General features: G+C 72.9%; 12 protein-coding genes. 9 read left to right on the plus strand and 3 right to left on the minus strand.

Annotation, left to right across the window (positions count from 1 at the left end):
• Positions 1–23 precede the first annotated feature (23 nt).
• Both IF20_RS19530 and hglS read left to right on the plus strand, forming a co-directional pair.
• Positions 24–1,196 (plus strand): NAD(P)/FAD-dependent oxidoreductase, encoded by a 1,173-nt coding sequence (locus IF20_RS19530; protein WP_110944343.1) that lies wholly within the window; start codon positions 24–26, stop codon positions 1,194–1,196.
• Positions 1,197–1,234: 38 nt separating this feature from the next.
• Positions 1,235–2,641, plus strand: coding sequence for a 2-oxoadipate dioxygenase/decarboxylase (hglS, locus tag IF20_RS19535; protein ID WP_052866534.1), 1,407 nt, complete (start codon positions 1,235–1,237; stop codon positions 2,639–2,641).
• Between the two features lie 160 nt (positions 2,642–2,801).
• On the opposite strand, the gene IF20_RS19540 is transcribed toward hglS, so the two are convergent.
• Positions 2,802–3,953, minus strand: coding sequence for an FAD-dependent oxidoreductase (locus IF20_RS19540; RefSeq protein ID WP_052866535.1), 1,152 nt, complete (start codon positions 3,951–3,953; stop codon positions 2,802–2,804).
• A 143-nt stretch (positions 3,954–4,096) separates the two neighbouring features.
• Here IF20_RS19540 and IF20_RS19545 point away from each other — a divergent pair, with 143 nt between their 5' ends.
• On the plus strand, positions 4,097–4,819 hold the full coding sequence (locus IF20_RS19545) for a TetR/AcrR family transcriptional regulator (RefSeq protein WP_052866536.1): 723 nt from the start codon (positions 4,097–4,099) through the stop codon (positions 4,817–4,819).
• A gap of 111 nt (positions 4,820–4,930) precedes the next feature.
• On the opposite strand, the gene IF20_RS39255 is transcribed toward IF20_RS19545, so the two are convergent.
• Both IF20_RS39255 and IF20_RS19555 read right to left on the minus strand, forming a co-directional pair.
• On the minus strand, positions 4,931–7,309 hold the full coding sequence (locus IF20_RS39255) for a hypothetical protein (protein ID WP_199896665.1): 2,379 nt from the start codon (positions 7,307–7,309) through the stop codon (positions 4,931–4,933).
• Between the two features lie 163 nt (positions 7,310–7,472).
• Complete coding sequence (locus IF20_RS19555; protein WP_052866538.1) at positions 7,473–8,189, minus strand: DUF6333 family protein; 717 nt, start codon at positions 8,187–8,189, stop codon at positions 7,473–7,475.
• A gap of 255 nt (positions 8,190–8,444) precedes the next feature.
• Between IF20_RS19555 and IF20_RS19560 the strand changes: the two genes are divergently transcribed.
• The 6 genes from IF20_RS19560 (at position 8,445) to IF20_RS19585 (ending at position 16,711) form a co-directional block, all read left to right on the plus strand.
• Positions 8,445–8,882, plus strand: coding sequence for a hypothetical protein (locus IF20_RS19560; protein WP_234426735.1), 438 nt, complete (start codon positions 8,445–8,447; stop codon positions 8,880–8,882).
• Complete coding sequence (locus IF20_RS19565; RefSeq protein WP_234426736.1) at positions 8,879–9,460, plus strand: hypothetical protein; 582 nt, start codon at positions 8,879–8,881, stop codon at positions 9,458–9,460. Before IF20_RS19560 ends, IF20_RS19565 begins: the two co-directional genes overlap by 4 nt.
• Positions 9,461–9,472: 12 nt before the next feature.
• Entirely contained in the window at positions 9,473–10,690 is a 1,218-nt protein-coding gene (locus tag IF20_RS19570; RefSeq protein ID WP_052866539.1) for an MAB_1171c family putative transporter, read from the plus strand.
• Positions 10,687–12,252 carry an amidase gene (locus tag IF20_RS19575; protein ID WP_052866540.1) on the plus strand — a complete coding sequence of 522 codons (1,566 nt, stop codon included), beginning with the start codon at positions 10,687–10,689 and terminating at the stop codon, positions 12,250–12,252. Before IF20_RS19570 ends, IF20_RS19575 begins: the two co-directional genes overlap by 4 nt.
• A 622-nt stretch (positions 12,253–12,874) precedes the next feature.
• Positions 12,875–14,092 (plus strand): threonine synthase, encoded by a 1,218-nt coding sequence (locus tag IF20_RS19580; protein WP_052866541.1) that lies wholly within the window; start codon positions 12,875–12,877, stop codon positions 14,090–14,092.
• A gap of 249 nt (positions 14,093–14,341) precedes the next feature.
• Positions 14,342–16,711, plus strand: coding sequence for a molybdopterin-dependent oxidoreductase (locus IF20_RS19585; RefSeq protein ID WP_052866542.1), 2,370 nt, complete (start codon positions 14,342–14,344; stop codon positions 16,709–16,711).
• The last annotated feature ends 15 nt before the right edge of the window (positions 16,712–16,726 follow it).

Raw genomic sequence — 16,726 nt, forward strand, 5'->3', positions numbered from 1 at the left:
GGCCCCTGGGAAGGGATCGGCCGTTGACCTCCTCCACCTTCCGTACCGTGCCGCCCACCGCCGACGTCGTGATCATCGGCGGTGGGGTGATGGGTGCCAGTACGGCGTTCCACCTCGCCGAGGCCGGGGTGCGCAACATCGTCGTCGTCGAACGCGGAGAACTGGGCTGCGGCAGCTCGGGCAAGCCGATCGGCGGGGTACGCGCGCAGTTCTCCGACCCGCTCAACATCGAACTGGGCCACCGCAGTCTGCACGCCTACCGGGACTTCCCGCACCGCCCGGGCGTCGACATCCGGCTGGACACCGTCGGCTACCTCTTCCTCCTCGACACCGAGCAGCAGGCGCGGGAGTTCGAGGTCGGTGTGGGCATCCAGAACGGCCTCGGCGTACCGAGCCGCATGATCGGCCCCGACGAGGCCCAACGCCTGTGCCCCTACGTCAGCACCGACGGACTGGCCGCCGCCGCGTACTCGCCCACCGACGGGCACGCCCGCCCCGGACTGGTCGTCCAGGGCTATGCCCGGGCCGCGGCCCGGGCCGGCGTCACCCTCGCCACGCACACCGCGGTCACCGGCATCGACACGGCAGGCGACCGCGTGACCGGCGTGCACACGACCCGGGGCCGGATCGCCTGCGCCACGGTCGTCTGCACGGCCGGCGCCTGGTCGGCCCGGATCGGCGACATGATCGGCGCCCACCTCCCGGTACGCCCGGTGCGCCGGCAACTGGCCTTCACCGAACCGCTGTCGCCGCCCGCGCCGCGCATCCCCTTCACCATCGACTTCACCTCCACCGGCTACTTCCACAACAGCGACGACGGGCTGCTCTTCGGGCTCGCCGACCCCGACGAGACCGAAGGGTTCGACACCACCTGGACCCCGGAGTGGCTGGAGCTGTTCCGCACCGCGGCGCGCCGCCGCGCCCCCGCGCTGGCGGACCTGCGGACGGTGGCCGGCTGGGCCGGCCTGTACGAGGTCACACCGGACCACAACGCGCTCATCGGCCGATCCGGCGAGTACGCCAACTTCCTGTACGCCGCCGGATTCTCCGGCCACGGCTTCCTCCAGGCGCCCGCGGTCGGCGAGATCATGCGCGACCTGTACCTGGAGCGCGAACCGTGCACCGACGTCACCCCGCTCAGCGCCGACCGGTTCCGGCTCGGCGCCGGAACCCGCCCCGAAGCCCACGTGGTGTGACCCGCCCACGCCGTGTGCACCCGACCGAAAGGCAGGCCATGACAGCGACCGGTCCGACCAGTCAGTGGCAGCTGCGCGCCGCGTTCGCGGCGCGGCTGTCGGAGATGTACGGCCGGGAGGTCCCCGCCTACACCACGCTCGTGGACGTCTCGCGGGAGGTCAACGAGGACGTGCTGCGCGCCCGCGGGGCCGACGCCGAACGGCTCGGCTCCATCGGCCGGGTGACCGCCGAACGGCACGGCGCCATCCGCGTCGGCACCCCGCGGGAGATGCGGCAGGTCGCCCGCGTCTTCGCGGCGCTGGGCATGCACCCGGTCGGCTTCTACGACCTGCGGGAGGCCGCCGCCAGCGCCGTACCCGTCGTCTCCACCGCCTTCCGGCCGGTCGACGGCGAGGAGCTGGCGCGCAACCCCTTCCGGGTGTTCACCTCCATGCTCACCCCGGCCGACCCGCGCTTCTTCGACGCCGACCTGCGGACCCGCCTGGAGACCTTCCTCGCCGGCCGCGAACTCTTCCCCCCGGAGCTGCTCACGCTGGCCGACCGTGCGGCCCAGGAGCGGGAGCTGCCCCAGGAGGACGCCGAACGGTTCCTCCACCTCGCCGTGCGGTCCTTCGAACTGTCCGCCGAGCCGGTCGATGCGGCCTGGTACCGAACGCTGGAGCGGATCTCCGCCGTCGCCGCGGACATCGGCGGCGTACGCAGCACCCACCTCAACCACCTCACCCCGCGCGTCCTGGACATCGACGAGCTGTACCGGCGGATGACCGAGCGCGGCATCGAGATGATCGACGCCATCCAGGGCCCGCCCGCCTGGCACGGCCCCGACGTCCTGCTCCGGCAGACCTCCTTCCGGGCGCTCGCCGAACCCCGCGCCCTGCGCGCCCCCGACGGCACCGTCCACACCGGCGCCCTCCGCGTACGCTTCGGCGAGGTCGAGGCCCGCGGCATCGCCCTCACCCCCGCCGGCCGGGCCCGCTACGACGAACTGCTCGACCTCGTCGACCAGCAGGCCGCGCAGGGCACGGGCGAGCCCCGTGCCGACATCGCCCGCGCCGTGTGGGAACGCCACCTGCCCGACAGCGAAGCACAGCTCGCCGCCGAAGGGCTGGGCTACTTCACCTACCACCCCGTGCCCGACCGGCCGCGGGACGGCAGCCGCCCGCCCGCGGACCTCGGCGAGCTCCTGCGCCAGGGCTGGGTCCACGCACGACCCGTCGTCTACGAGGACTTCCTGCCCCGCTCCGCCGCCGGCATCTTCCAGTCCAACCTCACCGGCGAGGGCACCCGCCACGCCGCGCACGAAGGCACCGCCTACGACGCCGCCTGGCTCTCCGGCGCCATCGAACGCGAGGTGCTCGACCCCTTCACGCTCTACGCCCGGCAGCAGGACGCCTCCCTCGTACAGGTCGCCCGCGCCCTCGAACTCGACGCCGTCCGCCGCTGATTCCCCCCTGTAAGGAGCACCATGCCCCGCACCGCCCACCACCTCGCCCAGAACGTCAGCTTCCTGAGCGAGACGTCTTGAGGGAGGAGTCGTGAGCGAGGCGCCTCAGCGGAGGCCGGGGGACCCCTTCACCACGTGACGGGGAGTTCGTGGCAGGCACCTACTGGGCCGGCTCGCCGGAGAAGAGGTCGACGAGGTCGGTGGCCGCGAAGTCCGCAGCGAAGAGCAGTTCCAGATTGGCTGCGGACTCGGCGGCCTTCTCGGCGCTGCGCGGGAAGAGCGCCTTCTCGTACGAGGCGAGGGCCTGCTCGATGTCGCCGGGGTGGGCGACTAGGGCCTGCGCGAGCTCGGCGCCGTCGAGCATGGCGAGATTCGCGCCCTCACCCGCGAACGGCGACATGAGATGTGCGGCGTCGCCCAGCAGCGTGACGCCCGGGACGCGCTCCCAGCGCTGACCGGTCGGCAGGGCATGGATCTTCCGCGGTACCAGCGGCCCCTCCGCGTCGGCCACCAGCGACCGCAGGCTCGCGTCCCACCCTTCGAACCGCTCCAGCACCGCGGCCTTCGCGCCCTCGGCGTCGGAGAAGTCGATCGAGTCGAGCCACTCCTCGCCGGTCCGTACGGCGACGTAGATGTGCAGGCTGCCGTCGGACTCGCGGTGGCCGAGGAAGCCCCTGCCGCCGCCGAGTGCGAAGAGGGAGCCGCCGCCCACGACGGCGGCGCTCTCGGGGTGCCGGACGTCTGCGGCCGGCAGGTCCACCTCGACGAAGGAGACGCCGGTGTACGACGGCCACGCGTCGCAGAGCAGCGGCCGGATGCGCGACCAGGCGCCGTCCGCACCGATCAGCAGGTCGGTGGTGACGGTCGAACCGTCGGCGAACGTGATCTCGTGCGCACCGCCGCCCAGCGGCCGGGCGCCGGTGACCTTGTGCCCCCACCGGACGGTGCCCTCGGGCAGCGAGTCGAGCAGCAGGTCGCGCAGCTGCCCCCGGTCGACCTCCGGGCGTTCGCCGGTCCCGTCGTCGGCCTCGTCCCAGTGCACGGTGGCGTGCTTGTCGAGGACCCGGGTGGCCTCGCCGCCGGGGTGCACGAGGGTACGGAAGGCGTCGAGCAGGCCGGCCGCGCGCAGGGCCGCCTGGCCGCTCTCCTCGTGGATGTCGAGCATGCCGCCCTGGGCCCGGGCGTGCCGGGATTCCTGCAGCTCGTAGACGGTGGCGTCGATGCCGTTGAGGTGCAGGACGCGGGCCAGGACGAGCCCGCCGAGGCCGGCTCCGGCGATGGCGACGGGGGAGTGGGAGGGCGTGGTGGTCATGGCCGTGCTCCTTCGGTGCGTGCGGGCGGGTTCCCGTCCACGGTAGACGAACGCGTTCGTTACGAACAAGTTCGTAACGAACGCGTTCGTCTTTTTTCTTTGGTTCTTTGGTTCCGGCGAACGTGTTCGCTAGCTTGGCTCCCATGCCAGCCGCCGACGCCCGCGCCCACTCCCGCAGCCGCCGGGAGCGCCCCGCCAAGCCCGCCCTCACCCGCGAGGGCATCATCGACACGGCGGTCCGGCTGCTCCGGGCCGAGGGGCTGCAACGCGTGACCATGCGCCGCCTGGCGCAGGAGCTCGACACCGGCCCCGCCTCGCTGTACGTGTACGTGGCCAACACGGCCGAGCTGCACGCGGCGGTCCTCGACGAACTGCTGGGCGACGTGGACCTGGCCCCCGTCCGCGACCCGGGCGACTGGCAGGAGCGGATCGAGGCGGTCCTCGTCTCCTACCTCCAGGTGCTCTTCGCGCACCCCAGCCTGGCCCGTACCGCGCTGGTCACCCGCCCGTCGGGCCCGCACTACCTCGCGCTGCTGGACGCGCTGCTCGCCCTGCTCAAGGAGGGCGGCGTCCCCGACGACCGGGCCGCCTGGGGCGTGGACGTACTGCTCCAGGTCGCCACCGCCGACGCCGCGGAGCACGCCACCCTCGACGAGTCGCCGCACGCGGAGACCGAGTGGAACGCACTGGCCGACGCGTTGCGGAACGCCGCGCCGGACGACCACCCGAACCTCGCGGGGCGCGCCCCCCAACTCCTGTCCGGCGCCCCCGAACAGCGTCGGAACTGGGCCGTTCGCATGCTCCTCGCCGGCATCCTGCACACCCCGCTGCCCGACGACGTGCGGCCCGCGCCGTCCGCCGAGTAGCCGAACCGGCAAGGGAGGCCGGCTGAGCGGTGCCGACGCACGACCGCCCGGTCACCGCGGAGGGCGGTGACCGGGCGGCGCGTCGCCGTGAGGTGCTGCGGGTCGGTACGACTAGCCGGCGGTCTCCCGCTTCCGGCGCCGCATCCACCAGGTGAGCACTCCGCCGGCCACCACGAGCGCGGCGGCGATGCCGGCGATCAGGGCCACCGGGGCGTGCGTTCCGGTGTCGGCGAGGTCACCGCTCGGGTCCTTCGCGGGCGGCGTCGGCTTGTCGTGGCCCCCGCCCGGCGCGGTCTGCGTGGGTGCCGGGGTGGTGGGCGTACCGGTCGGCTCGTCCGTGGGCGTGCCGGTCGGCTCGTCCGTGGGGGTCGGCGTGGGCGTGGGGTCGTCCCCGCCGCCCGCACCCGTCATCGGCTCGCCGCCGCCGAGGAAGACCTGCTCCGTGTCCCGGTAGGTCGTCTCGGCCTTCGTCGACGTTTTGGTGGTCCTGTCCAGGCCCTTGTGCTCGGTGTTGAAGCGGGCTCGGGAGACGTTGCGGCGGGGGGCCTTGGAGAAGTCCACGCCGCCCATGGACAGGATCCACACCTTGCCGTCGTAGGTGCGCTCGAACTTGTAGTCGCCGTGCTTGAAGGAGTCGACGTACTTGTCGTAGACGGTCTTCTTGTCCCAGTCCTTGTTCTCCCCGCGCAGCGGCCACCGCTTGACGTCGTTGCTGTTGATGATCTTGTGGTAATCGGTGGCCCGTGCGGCGTCGGTACGGCGGATGTACTCGGCCGCGACCCGGGAGGTGTAGACGCGGCGCAGGTCGGCGTAGGAGGCGTCCTCGTTGACGCGGCGCTCCAGCTCCGGCTGGATCATCGTCTTGATGAGCTGTTCGGCCTGCTTGGTCTGCGCCTCGCTGATCTTGCAGCTGCTCGCCGGGACGTCGGGTCCGGTGGGCACCTCCATGTTGACCTTCAGCGGGGCGTCGAGGATGTAGATCCCGCCGTCCTGCTCGCGCACCTGGGCGGTCTTGGGCGTGATCCACTGCCGGATGATCGGCAGGCAGGGCTGCCCCTCCGCCGTACGCGGCGCCGCCCGCCAGAAGCGTTCACCCCGCTCGTACTTGTCGGGGTTCATCGCGTCCGCGTAGTCGTGCTTGAGGGTCAGGTCCGACTCCAGCAGGACCCGGCCCGCGTCGGTCTTCGCGAACTCCTTGTCCATGATCAGGTCGGGCCGTACGGGGTTGAGGTTGACCCAGAACTTGTCGGGCGTCAGCGCGAGCCAGGTGAAGAAGGAGTCCGAGGCCAGCGTCAGCTTGGCCTCGCCGCCGAAGCCCGGTGCGGCGTCCGGGTCCGTCACGTAGTCGGCCTTCATCGAGTACTTGAGGGCCTTGCCCTTGACGGGCGTGCCGACGAAGTTCATCTCCAGGGTGGAGAAGTCGATGCCGCCGGGGCCCCGGTTGAAGTAGCCGCCGCTGTTGTTGCGGTTGTAGATCGCCTGGAGCTTGCGGGCCTCCTCGACGGTCTTCCCCGAGCGCAGCGCCTGGTCGACGATCGGGCTGCGGCCCGCCTTGCGCGGGTCGGCGTTGAACCGGGAGTCGTAACGGGTGTAGTTGTTCGGGCTCTGCGGCCGCTCGATGGCGTTGGACCGGCGCTCGACGATGCCTGCCTGGGTGCGGTTGGTGTTCCGCATCTTCTTCAGGTCGTCGTCGAACGCCTTGATCTTGTCCTTGGTGGAGTTCTCGGTCTTGGACCCGGTCAGGTACTGGTAGGTGGACCTGGGCCGCTCCTTGGCGAGCTGCCGGTCCGCCTTCATCTGGTCGCTCTCGACGCGCCCGTTGGACTTGATCTCCACGTTGCGGTCGGTGCGCCGGTCACGGGCGTCGACGACCCGGGTGCGCTTCTCGCCGGTCTCCGGGTCGGTGTACTCCAGCGGGTCCTCGCACCACCAGTCCGGCCCCACCATCTTGTACTTCTCGACCATGCGGGCCATGAAGGCCTCGCCCCGCCGGGGGTTGCCGTGGGCGCCGACGTAGCGCACGTCGAGCCAGCGGGCGAAGTCCTGGTACCCCTTGGGGCTGTCGTACTGCTTGTTGTAGCGGGCGTAGATCTCCATGACCCGGTCGGCCGGGTTCTTGGTCTTGTTGTACTTCCGCTGCCACTTCTTGTAGTTCTTCCCGGCCTTCTCGCGCTGCGCGTCGGTGGGCGGCAGTACCCCGTCGTAGTCCTTGGCCGGGTTGACGTAGGTGTAGTTCTCGTCGTTGGGCCACGCCTCGAAGTTGGCGTCGGCGGGCGGGCCGGAGTCGGCCGGGGTGTTCGGGAACTTGCGGCCGAGGTACTTCTCGTCGCACCGCATCGGCTTGACGTTCGGCTTCTTGGCCGCTTCCGCTTCGTCGTGCGGGAGGCCGGGGAGCCCGGTGAGACTCACGGCGGTCGCCGCCGTGACGGCGAGCGCGATACGCACCCACAGGCGCCGGTGGCGCGGGGATCCGGTCAGGCGATTGGACAACGTGTTTCCCCCGTGGAGCCCCGTGATGGTGTCCGGCGTCCGGGACTCCTGATCGGTCGTGATGGCTGCGCCGACAGCGTCCGCCCTCATGGACGGGTGGGGTTTATCTTTTCTTGACGCCACTGGTGCATGCTCACGTCAACTCGCCCCTGTAGCGGTATTGTTACGTTTCGAGCCAGTTTTCCTCCATGTCGCCGACGACCTCCTCGCTGCGGTGTACGCGGAAGACCGACATGGTGCGGGAGCGCCGGTCGATCGAGGTGACGCCCTTGAGGCAGGCGCGCGCGAGGCCGTTCCAGTCGAAGTCCGCCGGGTCGGCGTCGAGGTCCAGGTCCGCGTCCGAGGCGAACCCCAGCGCGCCGAAGGCCGCGAGTACGGCGCGCGCGTCCCCGTCCACGTCCCAGCCGTCCTCCCCGTGCCAGCCGGCGGCGAACAGGCGGGCACCGTTCGGGTGGTGGATGCTCCATGCGCCGTACGTCATGGCGTGGTCCAGGGTGGCGGACGCGACGATCGCGGCGTCGGGGAAGCGCCGTTCGAGGAGCTCCGCCTGCTCCAGGGTGGGGAACGTACCGTCGGAGTGCGGCGCCAGGGCCGGGTCCTTGATCTCGGTCACGCCGCCCCAGCAGCCCACTCGTACCAGGTCGAGGTCTGCGCGCGTCCCCAGCGGAACCGCGTCGGTGGCCGGCACGGGGGCCAGCTCCTCGACCACGCCCTCGATGGTTCCGAAGTCCCCGACGAACCGCCGGGCCTCCTCCGGATCGTGCGCGGGAGGCTGCACGCCGGGCCCCGGGAAGGGCGGCCGGACGAGGGTGAGGCTGAATTCGCCGTGTCGGGCGATCGGTTCGTCGGGCGGGAAATCCCAGCAGCTGTCGTAGGTCACTCCGCCACCCTGACATCCCGCCCCGCCGGAAGTACGGGAACCCGGCGGGACGGCGCCGGCCGGGGGCGGGAGCGGGCTCCTGCGCGGGGTGATCGGTGGCCTCCGCGGGGCCGCCGGGCCGCTCGATTCGCATCGAGCGGGAATTGGGGCTTCCGGAGTGGCGATCGTCAACTATAGTTTAGGGCGACCGAGGAGGAGCAGCACGTGGCCGCAGTGGATGACAGAGCCGATGCCGGGACGCCGGGGGAGGAACCCGTGGTTCCCGTGCCCGGTCCGGGGGCTCCGTTCGCCGTCCGGCTGAACTTCCTCTTCGACCGTGTGCGCCCGCCGGGCGCCAAGGAGTTCAGCAACGCGCACGTGGCGCGGACGATCTCCTCCTACGGCGACGACAGTTTCACCGGCGCCTACCTCGGCATGCTGCGCAAGGGGGAGCGCACCCCGACCATCACCCTCGTGCCGCTGCTGGCGCGGTTCTTCGGTGTGGAGGCCGGCTACTTCGTCGAGGACGAGATCACGCGGAAGGTCGCCGACCAGTTCGAGCTCCTGCGGAAGCTCAGCGAAGCAGGCGTGCGGGAGATCGCCCTCCGCGCGATGGGCCTGTCCGACAGCAGTCAGCGCAAGGTCCTGGAGGCGATCGACGCCGTGCGGGAGCTGGAAGGCCTGCCCGACGACCCCGAGAGGGGCTCGCCGTGACGGGCTCCAGGGTGTCGATGTGGAGGGGAGGCCGCGCGCGGCGCAGCCGTCGCGACCGCGCGGCCGACGAGGTGGAGCGCCGCAACCGGGAGTTCGTCGCGGAGCTGGACCTGCCGCCCGTGGACAGCGTCCTGGACCTGGTGCCGTTCATGGAGGACCGGTTCGGCCGGTCGATCCGGCTGATGCCCTTCACGCCGGACCCGTCCGACCCGGACGCCCTGGACTCCTCGGCCCCGTGCGGCATGTGGCTCGCCACCGGGACCACGGACTACGTCTTCTACGACACCGGCATCAGCCGCGCGCACGCCGAGGTCATCGTGGGGCACGAGTTCGCGCACATGCTCCGGCGGCACCGCGGCAAGTCGCCGGTCGACACCGGCAACCTGGGCGGCCTGATCACCGGCATCGACCCCGGCATCGTCCAGCTCGTCCTGGGCCGGACCCGCTACAACGAACCCGAGGAGTTCGAAGCAGAAATGCTCGGATCACTGCTGCAGGAGCACGTGAGCGTCTCCCGCGCCGCGGCCTCCCACACTCCCCGGGACGCCGACCCCATCGCCCGTACGCTGCTGCGCTGACCGGATCAGGCCGTGAAAGACATACTCCACCCCCTGTGCCTGGCGATCGCCGGTACCGGGTTCCTCTTCCTCCTGCGCGACCTCGGCAGGAGCCGTCGCGACCGCGCCCTGGTCGCCCTGGCGTTCACCTACGGGTTCTCCGCGATCAGCTACGCGGTCTCCCTCACCTGGGTGTGGGTGCGCATCGACGCGGTCCTCGGCATCACCAACTTCTCCGTGCCGCTCGCCCAGAGCTGCGTGACCCTCGTCTTCGCATTGCAGGCCACGGTCCTCGCGTACTGGTCGAAGCCGGCGGCGGAGGCTCGCCGCCGCGGCCGGGCCCTGCTCCTCGCGGCCGCCGCCGTCATCGCCGGCATGGCCGTACTGTTCGCGCTGCTCACCCCGGCGACGACGCGCCCCGCCGACTTCGCGACGTACTACGCGCACGACCCCTTCTACCAGGCGTACGTGCTGCTGTACTTCGGCACGTACACCGTCGCCGAGGTCTACCTGGCCCGCTCCTGCTGGAAGTACGCGCGCACCGCGAGCAGCCCGTCGATCGCGTGGGGCCTGCGGCTCATCACGGTCGGCGCGATCATCACCCTCGGGTACAGCACCATCCGCATCGGCGCCGTCGTCGGGGCCGAGGTGGGCTTCGGCGTCCGGGGCCTCGACCCGTTCGCCTGGGCGTGCGGTGACATCGGCGCCACGCTCACCCAGATCGGATACTTCCTGCCCACGCTGGCCCGCCGGTCCGCCGCGGCGCGCGACTGGACGACCGCGCATCTGCGCTACCGGCGCCTGCGCCACCTGTGGGCAGCGCTGGACCAGGCCGACCCCGGCATCACTTTGCGCCGCCCGGCCCCGCAGCGCGACGCCCTGCTGCGCGGCCGCAGCGCCCACTTCCCCCTGCTGCGCCGCCGCGTGGAGATCCGCCAGGGGCAGAAGCTGCTCCGCCGCTACCTCGACCCCGCCGTACGGGAGGAGGCCACGGCCCGGCACCGCGCCGCCGGCCTCACCGGCGCCGGCCTCGCCGCGGCCGTCACCGCCGACCAGATCCACGACGCCCTCCTGAGGCACCGTGCGGACGCACCGGTCGACACCCCGGCCGAGTACGCCGACGCGGATCTGCCCCTCGACACCACCGAGGACGAACTGACGCACCTTCAGCGCGTCGCCGCCTACTTCACCCCGCCCGCCGGGGGCTCCGCCACCGCCCAGCACAGCACCGCCCCGGGAGCCCGCCCGTGATCCGCCGCCGCACCCTCCTCGCCGCCTCCACGGCCGCCGCCGCGACGGCCTCCGTGGCGTCCCCCGCCGCCGCCCGCCCGCGCGCCGGCAGGGCGAAGGCCGCCCGGCGCGCCCTGCATCTGGCCCCCGCCCGCGAGCAGCTCGCCGCGCTGCGCCGGCGCAAGATCACCAGCCGGGATCTGCTGGAGCAGTACCTCCGGCACATCGCCGCGGCCGACCCGGGACTGAACGCCGTCGTCACGCTCGACGCCGACGCCGCCCGTGCGGCCGCCGACCGGGCCGACCGCCACCTGGCGCGTACCGGCAGGCCGCTCGGCCCGCTGCACGGCCTGCCGCTGACCGTGAAGGACGCGCTGGAGACCAAGGGGCTGCGCACCACCTGCGGTTCACCCGACCTCGCCGACCACGTGCCCGACCGGGACGCCGACGCCGTGGCCCGGCTCCGCGCGGCCGGTGCCGTCCTCGTCGGCAAGACGAACGTGCCGACGATGTGCCAGGACATCCAGACCTCGAACCCCGTCTTCGGCAAGACGAGAAACCCGCACGACGACAGCAGGACGGCGGGCGGTTCCTCCGGCGGCCCGGCCGCCGCCGTCGCCGCCGGCCTCACCGCCCTCGAAGTCGGCTCGGACCTCGCCGGCTCCCTCCGTCTCCCGGCCGCCTACTGCGGTGTGTACGCGCTGCGCACCAGCTTCGGCATCGTGCCCACCCGCGGCCACATCCCGCGCCCGCCGGGCTGGCTGACCAGCTCCGACATGAACACCCTCGGCCCCCTCGCCCGTACGCCCGAGGACCTCGACCTGCTGCTGGACGTGCTCGCCGCGCCGTCCCCGGCCGACGCCGTGGCGTGGCGGATCGACCTCCCGGCGGCGCGCCACCGCCGTCTCGCCGACTACCGGATCGGCATCTGGCGGGACGACCCGTACTGCCCCGTCGACAAGGACACCCGGGCGCTGCTGGACACGGTGGGGGAGCGCGTACGGACCGCCGGCGCCACGGTCGACGACGCCGCCCGCCCGGTGGACCTCGCCGACAGCGACGAGCTGTTCCAGCGCCTGATGTACGCCACGGCGAGCGCGACCGCCACCGACGAGGGGTTCGCCGACGACGTCGCGGCCGCGCGGAGGACCCCGGCCGACGACCCGAACGCCCTCTACCTGCGCTCGCGGACCATGCGGCACCGGGACTGGCTGCTCGCCGACGAGGCGCGCGAGAAGCTGCGCGCCCGCTGGGCCGACTACTTCACCCGCCACGACGTACTGATCACGCCCGCGGCGCCGACCGCGGCCGTCGCGGACCAGACCGCGGTGCCGGTCCCGCGGCGGTACATCACCGTGGACGGCGAGCGGCGGCCGTACTACGCGCAGACGACCTGGCTGAACCTGGCCGGCCACGTCAGGCTCCCGGCCGCCGTCGTGCCCGCCGGGAAGACCGCCGACGGGCTGCCGCTGGCGATCCAGATCATCGGCCCCTACCTGGCCGACCGCACGGTCCTCGACGTGGCCGGCCGCCTCGCGCGGCTGCTCCCCGACCCCGTACGGCCGCCCGCGTTCACCATGTGACCGGGCTCCACCGACCCGGGCTCGTCCCGCCTCCACGGGGGTGGGGCAGGACGAGCCCGTACAGCGGAGGGCCCCGGGCGAATGCGCCCGGGGCCCTCCGCGCCGTCCGCTCCGTACCGTCCGCCGGTACGGGGAGAAGCGCGTGGTGGCATGCGAAGGGCCCGGATACCGACGGGGGATGCGGCATCCGGGCCGGTGATCACCTTAGCCTGACGACCCCGGCCGTCGCCACCCGGTCGGTGTATCAGCCAAGAATCGGGCGTGCCGCGCGTCCGGCGCTACCGCGGCATCACATCTTCCCGTCGAAGTAGAACCGCCAGCTGTTGCAGCCCTGGTCCCGACCGGTGGCGCCGTCCCGGGTGCAGGCCTTCACCGTGAAGTAGCCGGCCCCGTCCATCCAGCCGAGGCTCGTACGCGGCGGCGAGCAGGACCCGGAGCCGCCGGTCGCCTGTTCCCGCGTCCGGCTACCTCACCGGCGTCACCTACGACATCAACGGCGGGTCGCACATCCACTGAACCGGGCCGGTGCCGGCCTACGCCGGAGGAAACGGCGCCGGGCCGACCGCCCCGTCGCCTCCCGCGCCCCGGCCGGGGAACGCCGGCCGACACCTACCATCACCCCATGACGACCACCTCTGCCGCCTCGTTGGCCACCGACCAGCGCTCGCTGGGTGATCCCGACGTCCGCTACCCCCTGTGGCCGCCGCTGACCAGCGGCTGCCCCAAGACCAGCACGGACGAGGTCGCCTACCCGGTCGAGGTGGACTACGCGTACGACCGCGTGCCCGCCGGGCTCTTCGACGGGCAGCCCCCGCGCACCGGCCTCGACCGCTGGGCCCCGCTCCTCCCACCGCTCGCCGCCCCCGGCCTCGGCGAGGGCGGCACCCCCTTGGTCGAGCTCTCGCCCGGCGTCTTCGTCAAGGACGAGTCACGCAACCCCACCTGGAGCCACAAGGACCGCCTCAACCGCTGCACGGTCGGCGCCGCCCTGGGCTCCGGCGCACCCGGCGTGGTCGTCGCGTCGTCCGGCAACCACGGCGCCTCCGCCGCGGCGTACGCGGCGCGCGCCGGACTGCGCTGCGTCGTCCTCACCGGCACCGACCTGCCGCCGGCGATGGACGCCTTCCTGCACGCGTACGGCGCCGTCGTGCTGCCCGTGCCGACGGCGGCGCGCTGGCCGCTCACCCGGCGGATCGCCGAACACTTCGGACTGCAGCCCGTCAGCAACCTGACCCGCACCCACACCGGCCATGCCTTCGGGCCCGAGGGCTACAAGACGGTCGCGTACGAGATCCACGCCGACCTCGGCGTGCCGGCCGCCGTCTTTCTCCCCACCGGCTACGGCGAGCTGCTCTTCGGCGTGTGGAAGGGCTTCAGCGAGCTGCGCCGCCTCGGGGTGACGGACCGCGTGCCCCGGCTGTTCGCCTGCGAACCCGCCACCGGCGCACCGCTGGCCGCCGCCCTGCGCCAGGGCCTGCCGGCCGCGCACGTGGCGGTCGGCCGCACCGACGCGTACGGCATCGACTGCCCGGTGAACAGCTACCGCGGGGTGCTCGCGGTGCGCGGCAGCGGGGGCCGTGCGGTGCCGCTCTCCGACGAGCAACTCCGCTCGGCGCAGGCCGAGTTGGCTCGGTCCGGCCTGTGGGTGGAGCTCTCGGCGGCGGCCGGCCTGGCGGGGCTGCGGGCCTGCGCGGACGAGGACTTCGATGGCCCGGTGGTCTGCGTGTCCACCTCCACCGGCTTCAAGGACCGGGGCGTCGGAGCGCACCGCAGCGAGCCGGCGGACCCCGAGTGGCCCGCGGTGCGGGCCAGGCTGCGGGCGGCGGGGCTGGCGGAGTGAACCCCACCGGCGGGCGCCGGGGCCGCAGCCGACCGGCGCGACCACCACCGCCGCCCGGCCCCCGTCCCCACACTCGTCACCCCACACTCGTCACCGCGCGTCACCCCACGTCATCACGTGCGTCGGCACCCGTTCGGGGGCTGTCCGCCCATCCGGCTGATACCGGTCGCCATTGGCGGGCACTCGGTCCACACCACCCCGACCTGCCGACCCACTACCCGCACCACCGCACAGACGTGAGGCGACACAATGACCTCGACCTCCCACACCGACGACGGAGCCCCCCGGCGCCTGCCCACCGCCACCCACTGGGGCAACTACGAGGTCGTCACGGACGGTGACGGTGGCATCGACAAGCTGGAGCCCGCTCCGGACGACCCCCACCCCTCGCCCATCGGACGCGGCGTCGCGGACGCCCACCACGCGCGCAACCGCATACTGCAGCCCATGGTGCGCCGGGGCTGGCTGGAGCACGGGCCGCGGTACGACGGCGGTGGCCGGGGCGCCGAGCCCTTCGTCCCCGTCTCCTGGGACGAGGCGGGCAGCCTGATCGCCGCCGAGCTGGACCGGGTACGCGAGACGTACGGCAACGAGGCGATCTACGGCGGGTCGTACGGCTGGGGGAGCGCCGGGCGGTTCCACCACGCGCAGAGCCAGGTGCACCGCTTCCTGAACGTGCTCGGCGGCTACACCTCCTCCGTCGGGTCGTACAGCGCCGCGGCCATGGAGGCGGTCATGCCGCACGTGATCGGCGGCGGGCCCTGGAACGCCGTCGCGCAGAACCCCCTGTGGCGGGAGATCGCCGACCACGGTGAGCTGGTCGTCTCCTTCGGCGGGCTGGCCGCCAAGAACGCCCAGGCGAACTCCGGCGGGGTCGGCCGCCACCAGTCGGTCGACCGGCAGCGGCAGTGCCGGGACAACGGCGTGGCGTTCGTGAATATCTCACCGTGGCGGTCGGACGCGCACGAGGCGCTCGACGCGGACTGGGTGCCGCTGCGGCCCAACACCGACGTCCCGCTGATGCTCGCGCTGGCCCACGTGCTGATCACGGAGGGGCTGCACGACGCGGACTTCATGGCGCGCTGCTGCACGGGCTTCGAGGTCTTCGAGCGGTACGTCCTGGGCCGCGGCGACGGCGTCGCGAAGGACCCGGCCTGGGCCGCGGCGCTCACCGGCGTCGACCCCGCGACCATCGTCGGCCTGGCCCGGCGGATCGCCCGCCACCGCACCGTCATCAACGTCAGCTTCTCGGTGCAGCGACAGGACCACGGCGAGCAGCCGTACTGGGCGGCCACCGTGCTGGCGGCCCTCTCCGGCTCGATGGGGCGGCCGGGCGGCGGCTTCGCGGCCGCGCTCGGCGTCTCGCAGACCGGCGTGGAGCGGGAGCGGCACGCCGTCGCGTCGCTGCCGCAGGGCCACAACGCCGTCGAGACGTTCATCCCGGTCGCGCGCCTCGCCGACATGCTGCTGCACCCGGGCGAGCCCTTCGACTACGACGGCCGCCGGCTGCGCTACCCGGACGTCCGGCTCGTCTACTGGGCCGGCGGGAACCCCTTCCACCACCACCAGGACCTGAACCGGCTGGTCCGCGCGTGGCAGCGGCCGGAGACCGTCATCTGCCACGAGCCCTGGTGGAATCCGCTCGCCCGGCACTGCGACATCGTGCTGCCCGCGGCGACCATGCTGGAGCGCAACGACTTCGCCGCCGGCAAGACCGACCTGACGCTCGCCCCGATGTACCGGGCCGCCGAGCCCCCGGGGCAGAGCCGCACCGACTACGACGCGTTCAGCGAGATCGCCCGGAAGCTGGGGGTGGAGAAGGAGTTCACCGAAGGGCGCACCGCCGACGAGTGGGTCGAGGAGCTCTACGAGCGCACTCGCGTCCGGCTGGCCGGGACGGGCGTGGACCTGCCGCCGTTCGCGGACTTCTGGGCGGCGGGCCGGGACCCGGAGCGCAGCCGGAGCCGGGGCCGCGAGGACGGCCATGTCCTCACCCCGCCGCTGCCCGACCGGCCGAACCGGTTCCAGCTGCTGCGCGAGGACCCGCACGCCCATCCGCTCGCCACGCCCTCGGGGCGCATCGAGGTGTTCTCCCGGACGGTCGCCGGCTTCGGCTACGCCGACTGCCCCGGCCACCCGGTGTGGCTGGAGCCCCGTGAGTGGCGGGGCGACGCCCGGCGGCGCCACCCGTTCGACCTCATCTCGCCGCAGCCCGCGAACCGGCTGCACAGCCAGTACGACCACGGCGCGCACAGCAGGTCCGGCAAGATCCACGAGCGCGAGCCCGTGACGATCAACCGGCAGGACGCCGCGGCGCGCGGGATCAGCGACGGTGACGTGGTGCGCGTCTTCAACGACCGGGGCGCGTGCCTGGCCGGCGCCGTGCTCTCCGACGACATCCACCGCGGCGTCCTCGCCCTGCCGACCGGCGCCTGGTACGACCCGGCCGACACCCGGGCCGCCGGCAGCCTGGACAAGCACGGCAACCCCAACGTGCTCACCCGCGACCTCGGCACCTCGCGCCTGGCCCAGGGCCCGACGTCCGGCACCACCCTCGTCGACATCGAGCGCTACGACGGCGACCCGCTCCCGGTGACGGCCTTCGACCCGCCCGCGTGACGAACTTCCCCCGGC

The organism is Streptomyces niger, from assembly GCF_000718305.1.
GTDB classification, from domain to species: Bacteria; Actinomycetota; Actinomycetes; order Streptomycetales; family Streptomycetaceae; genus Streptomyces; species Streptomyces niger.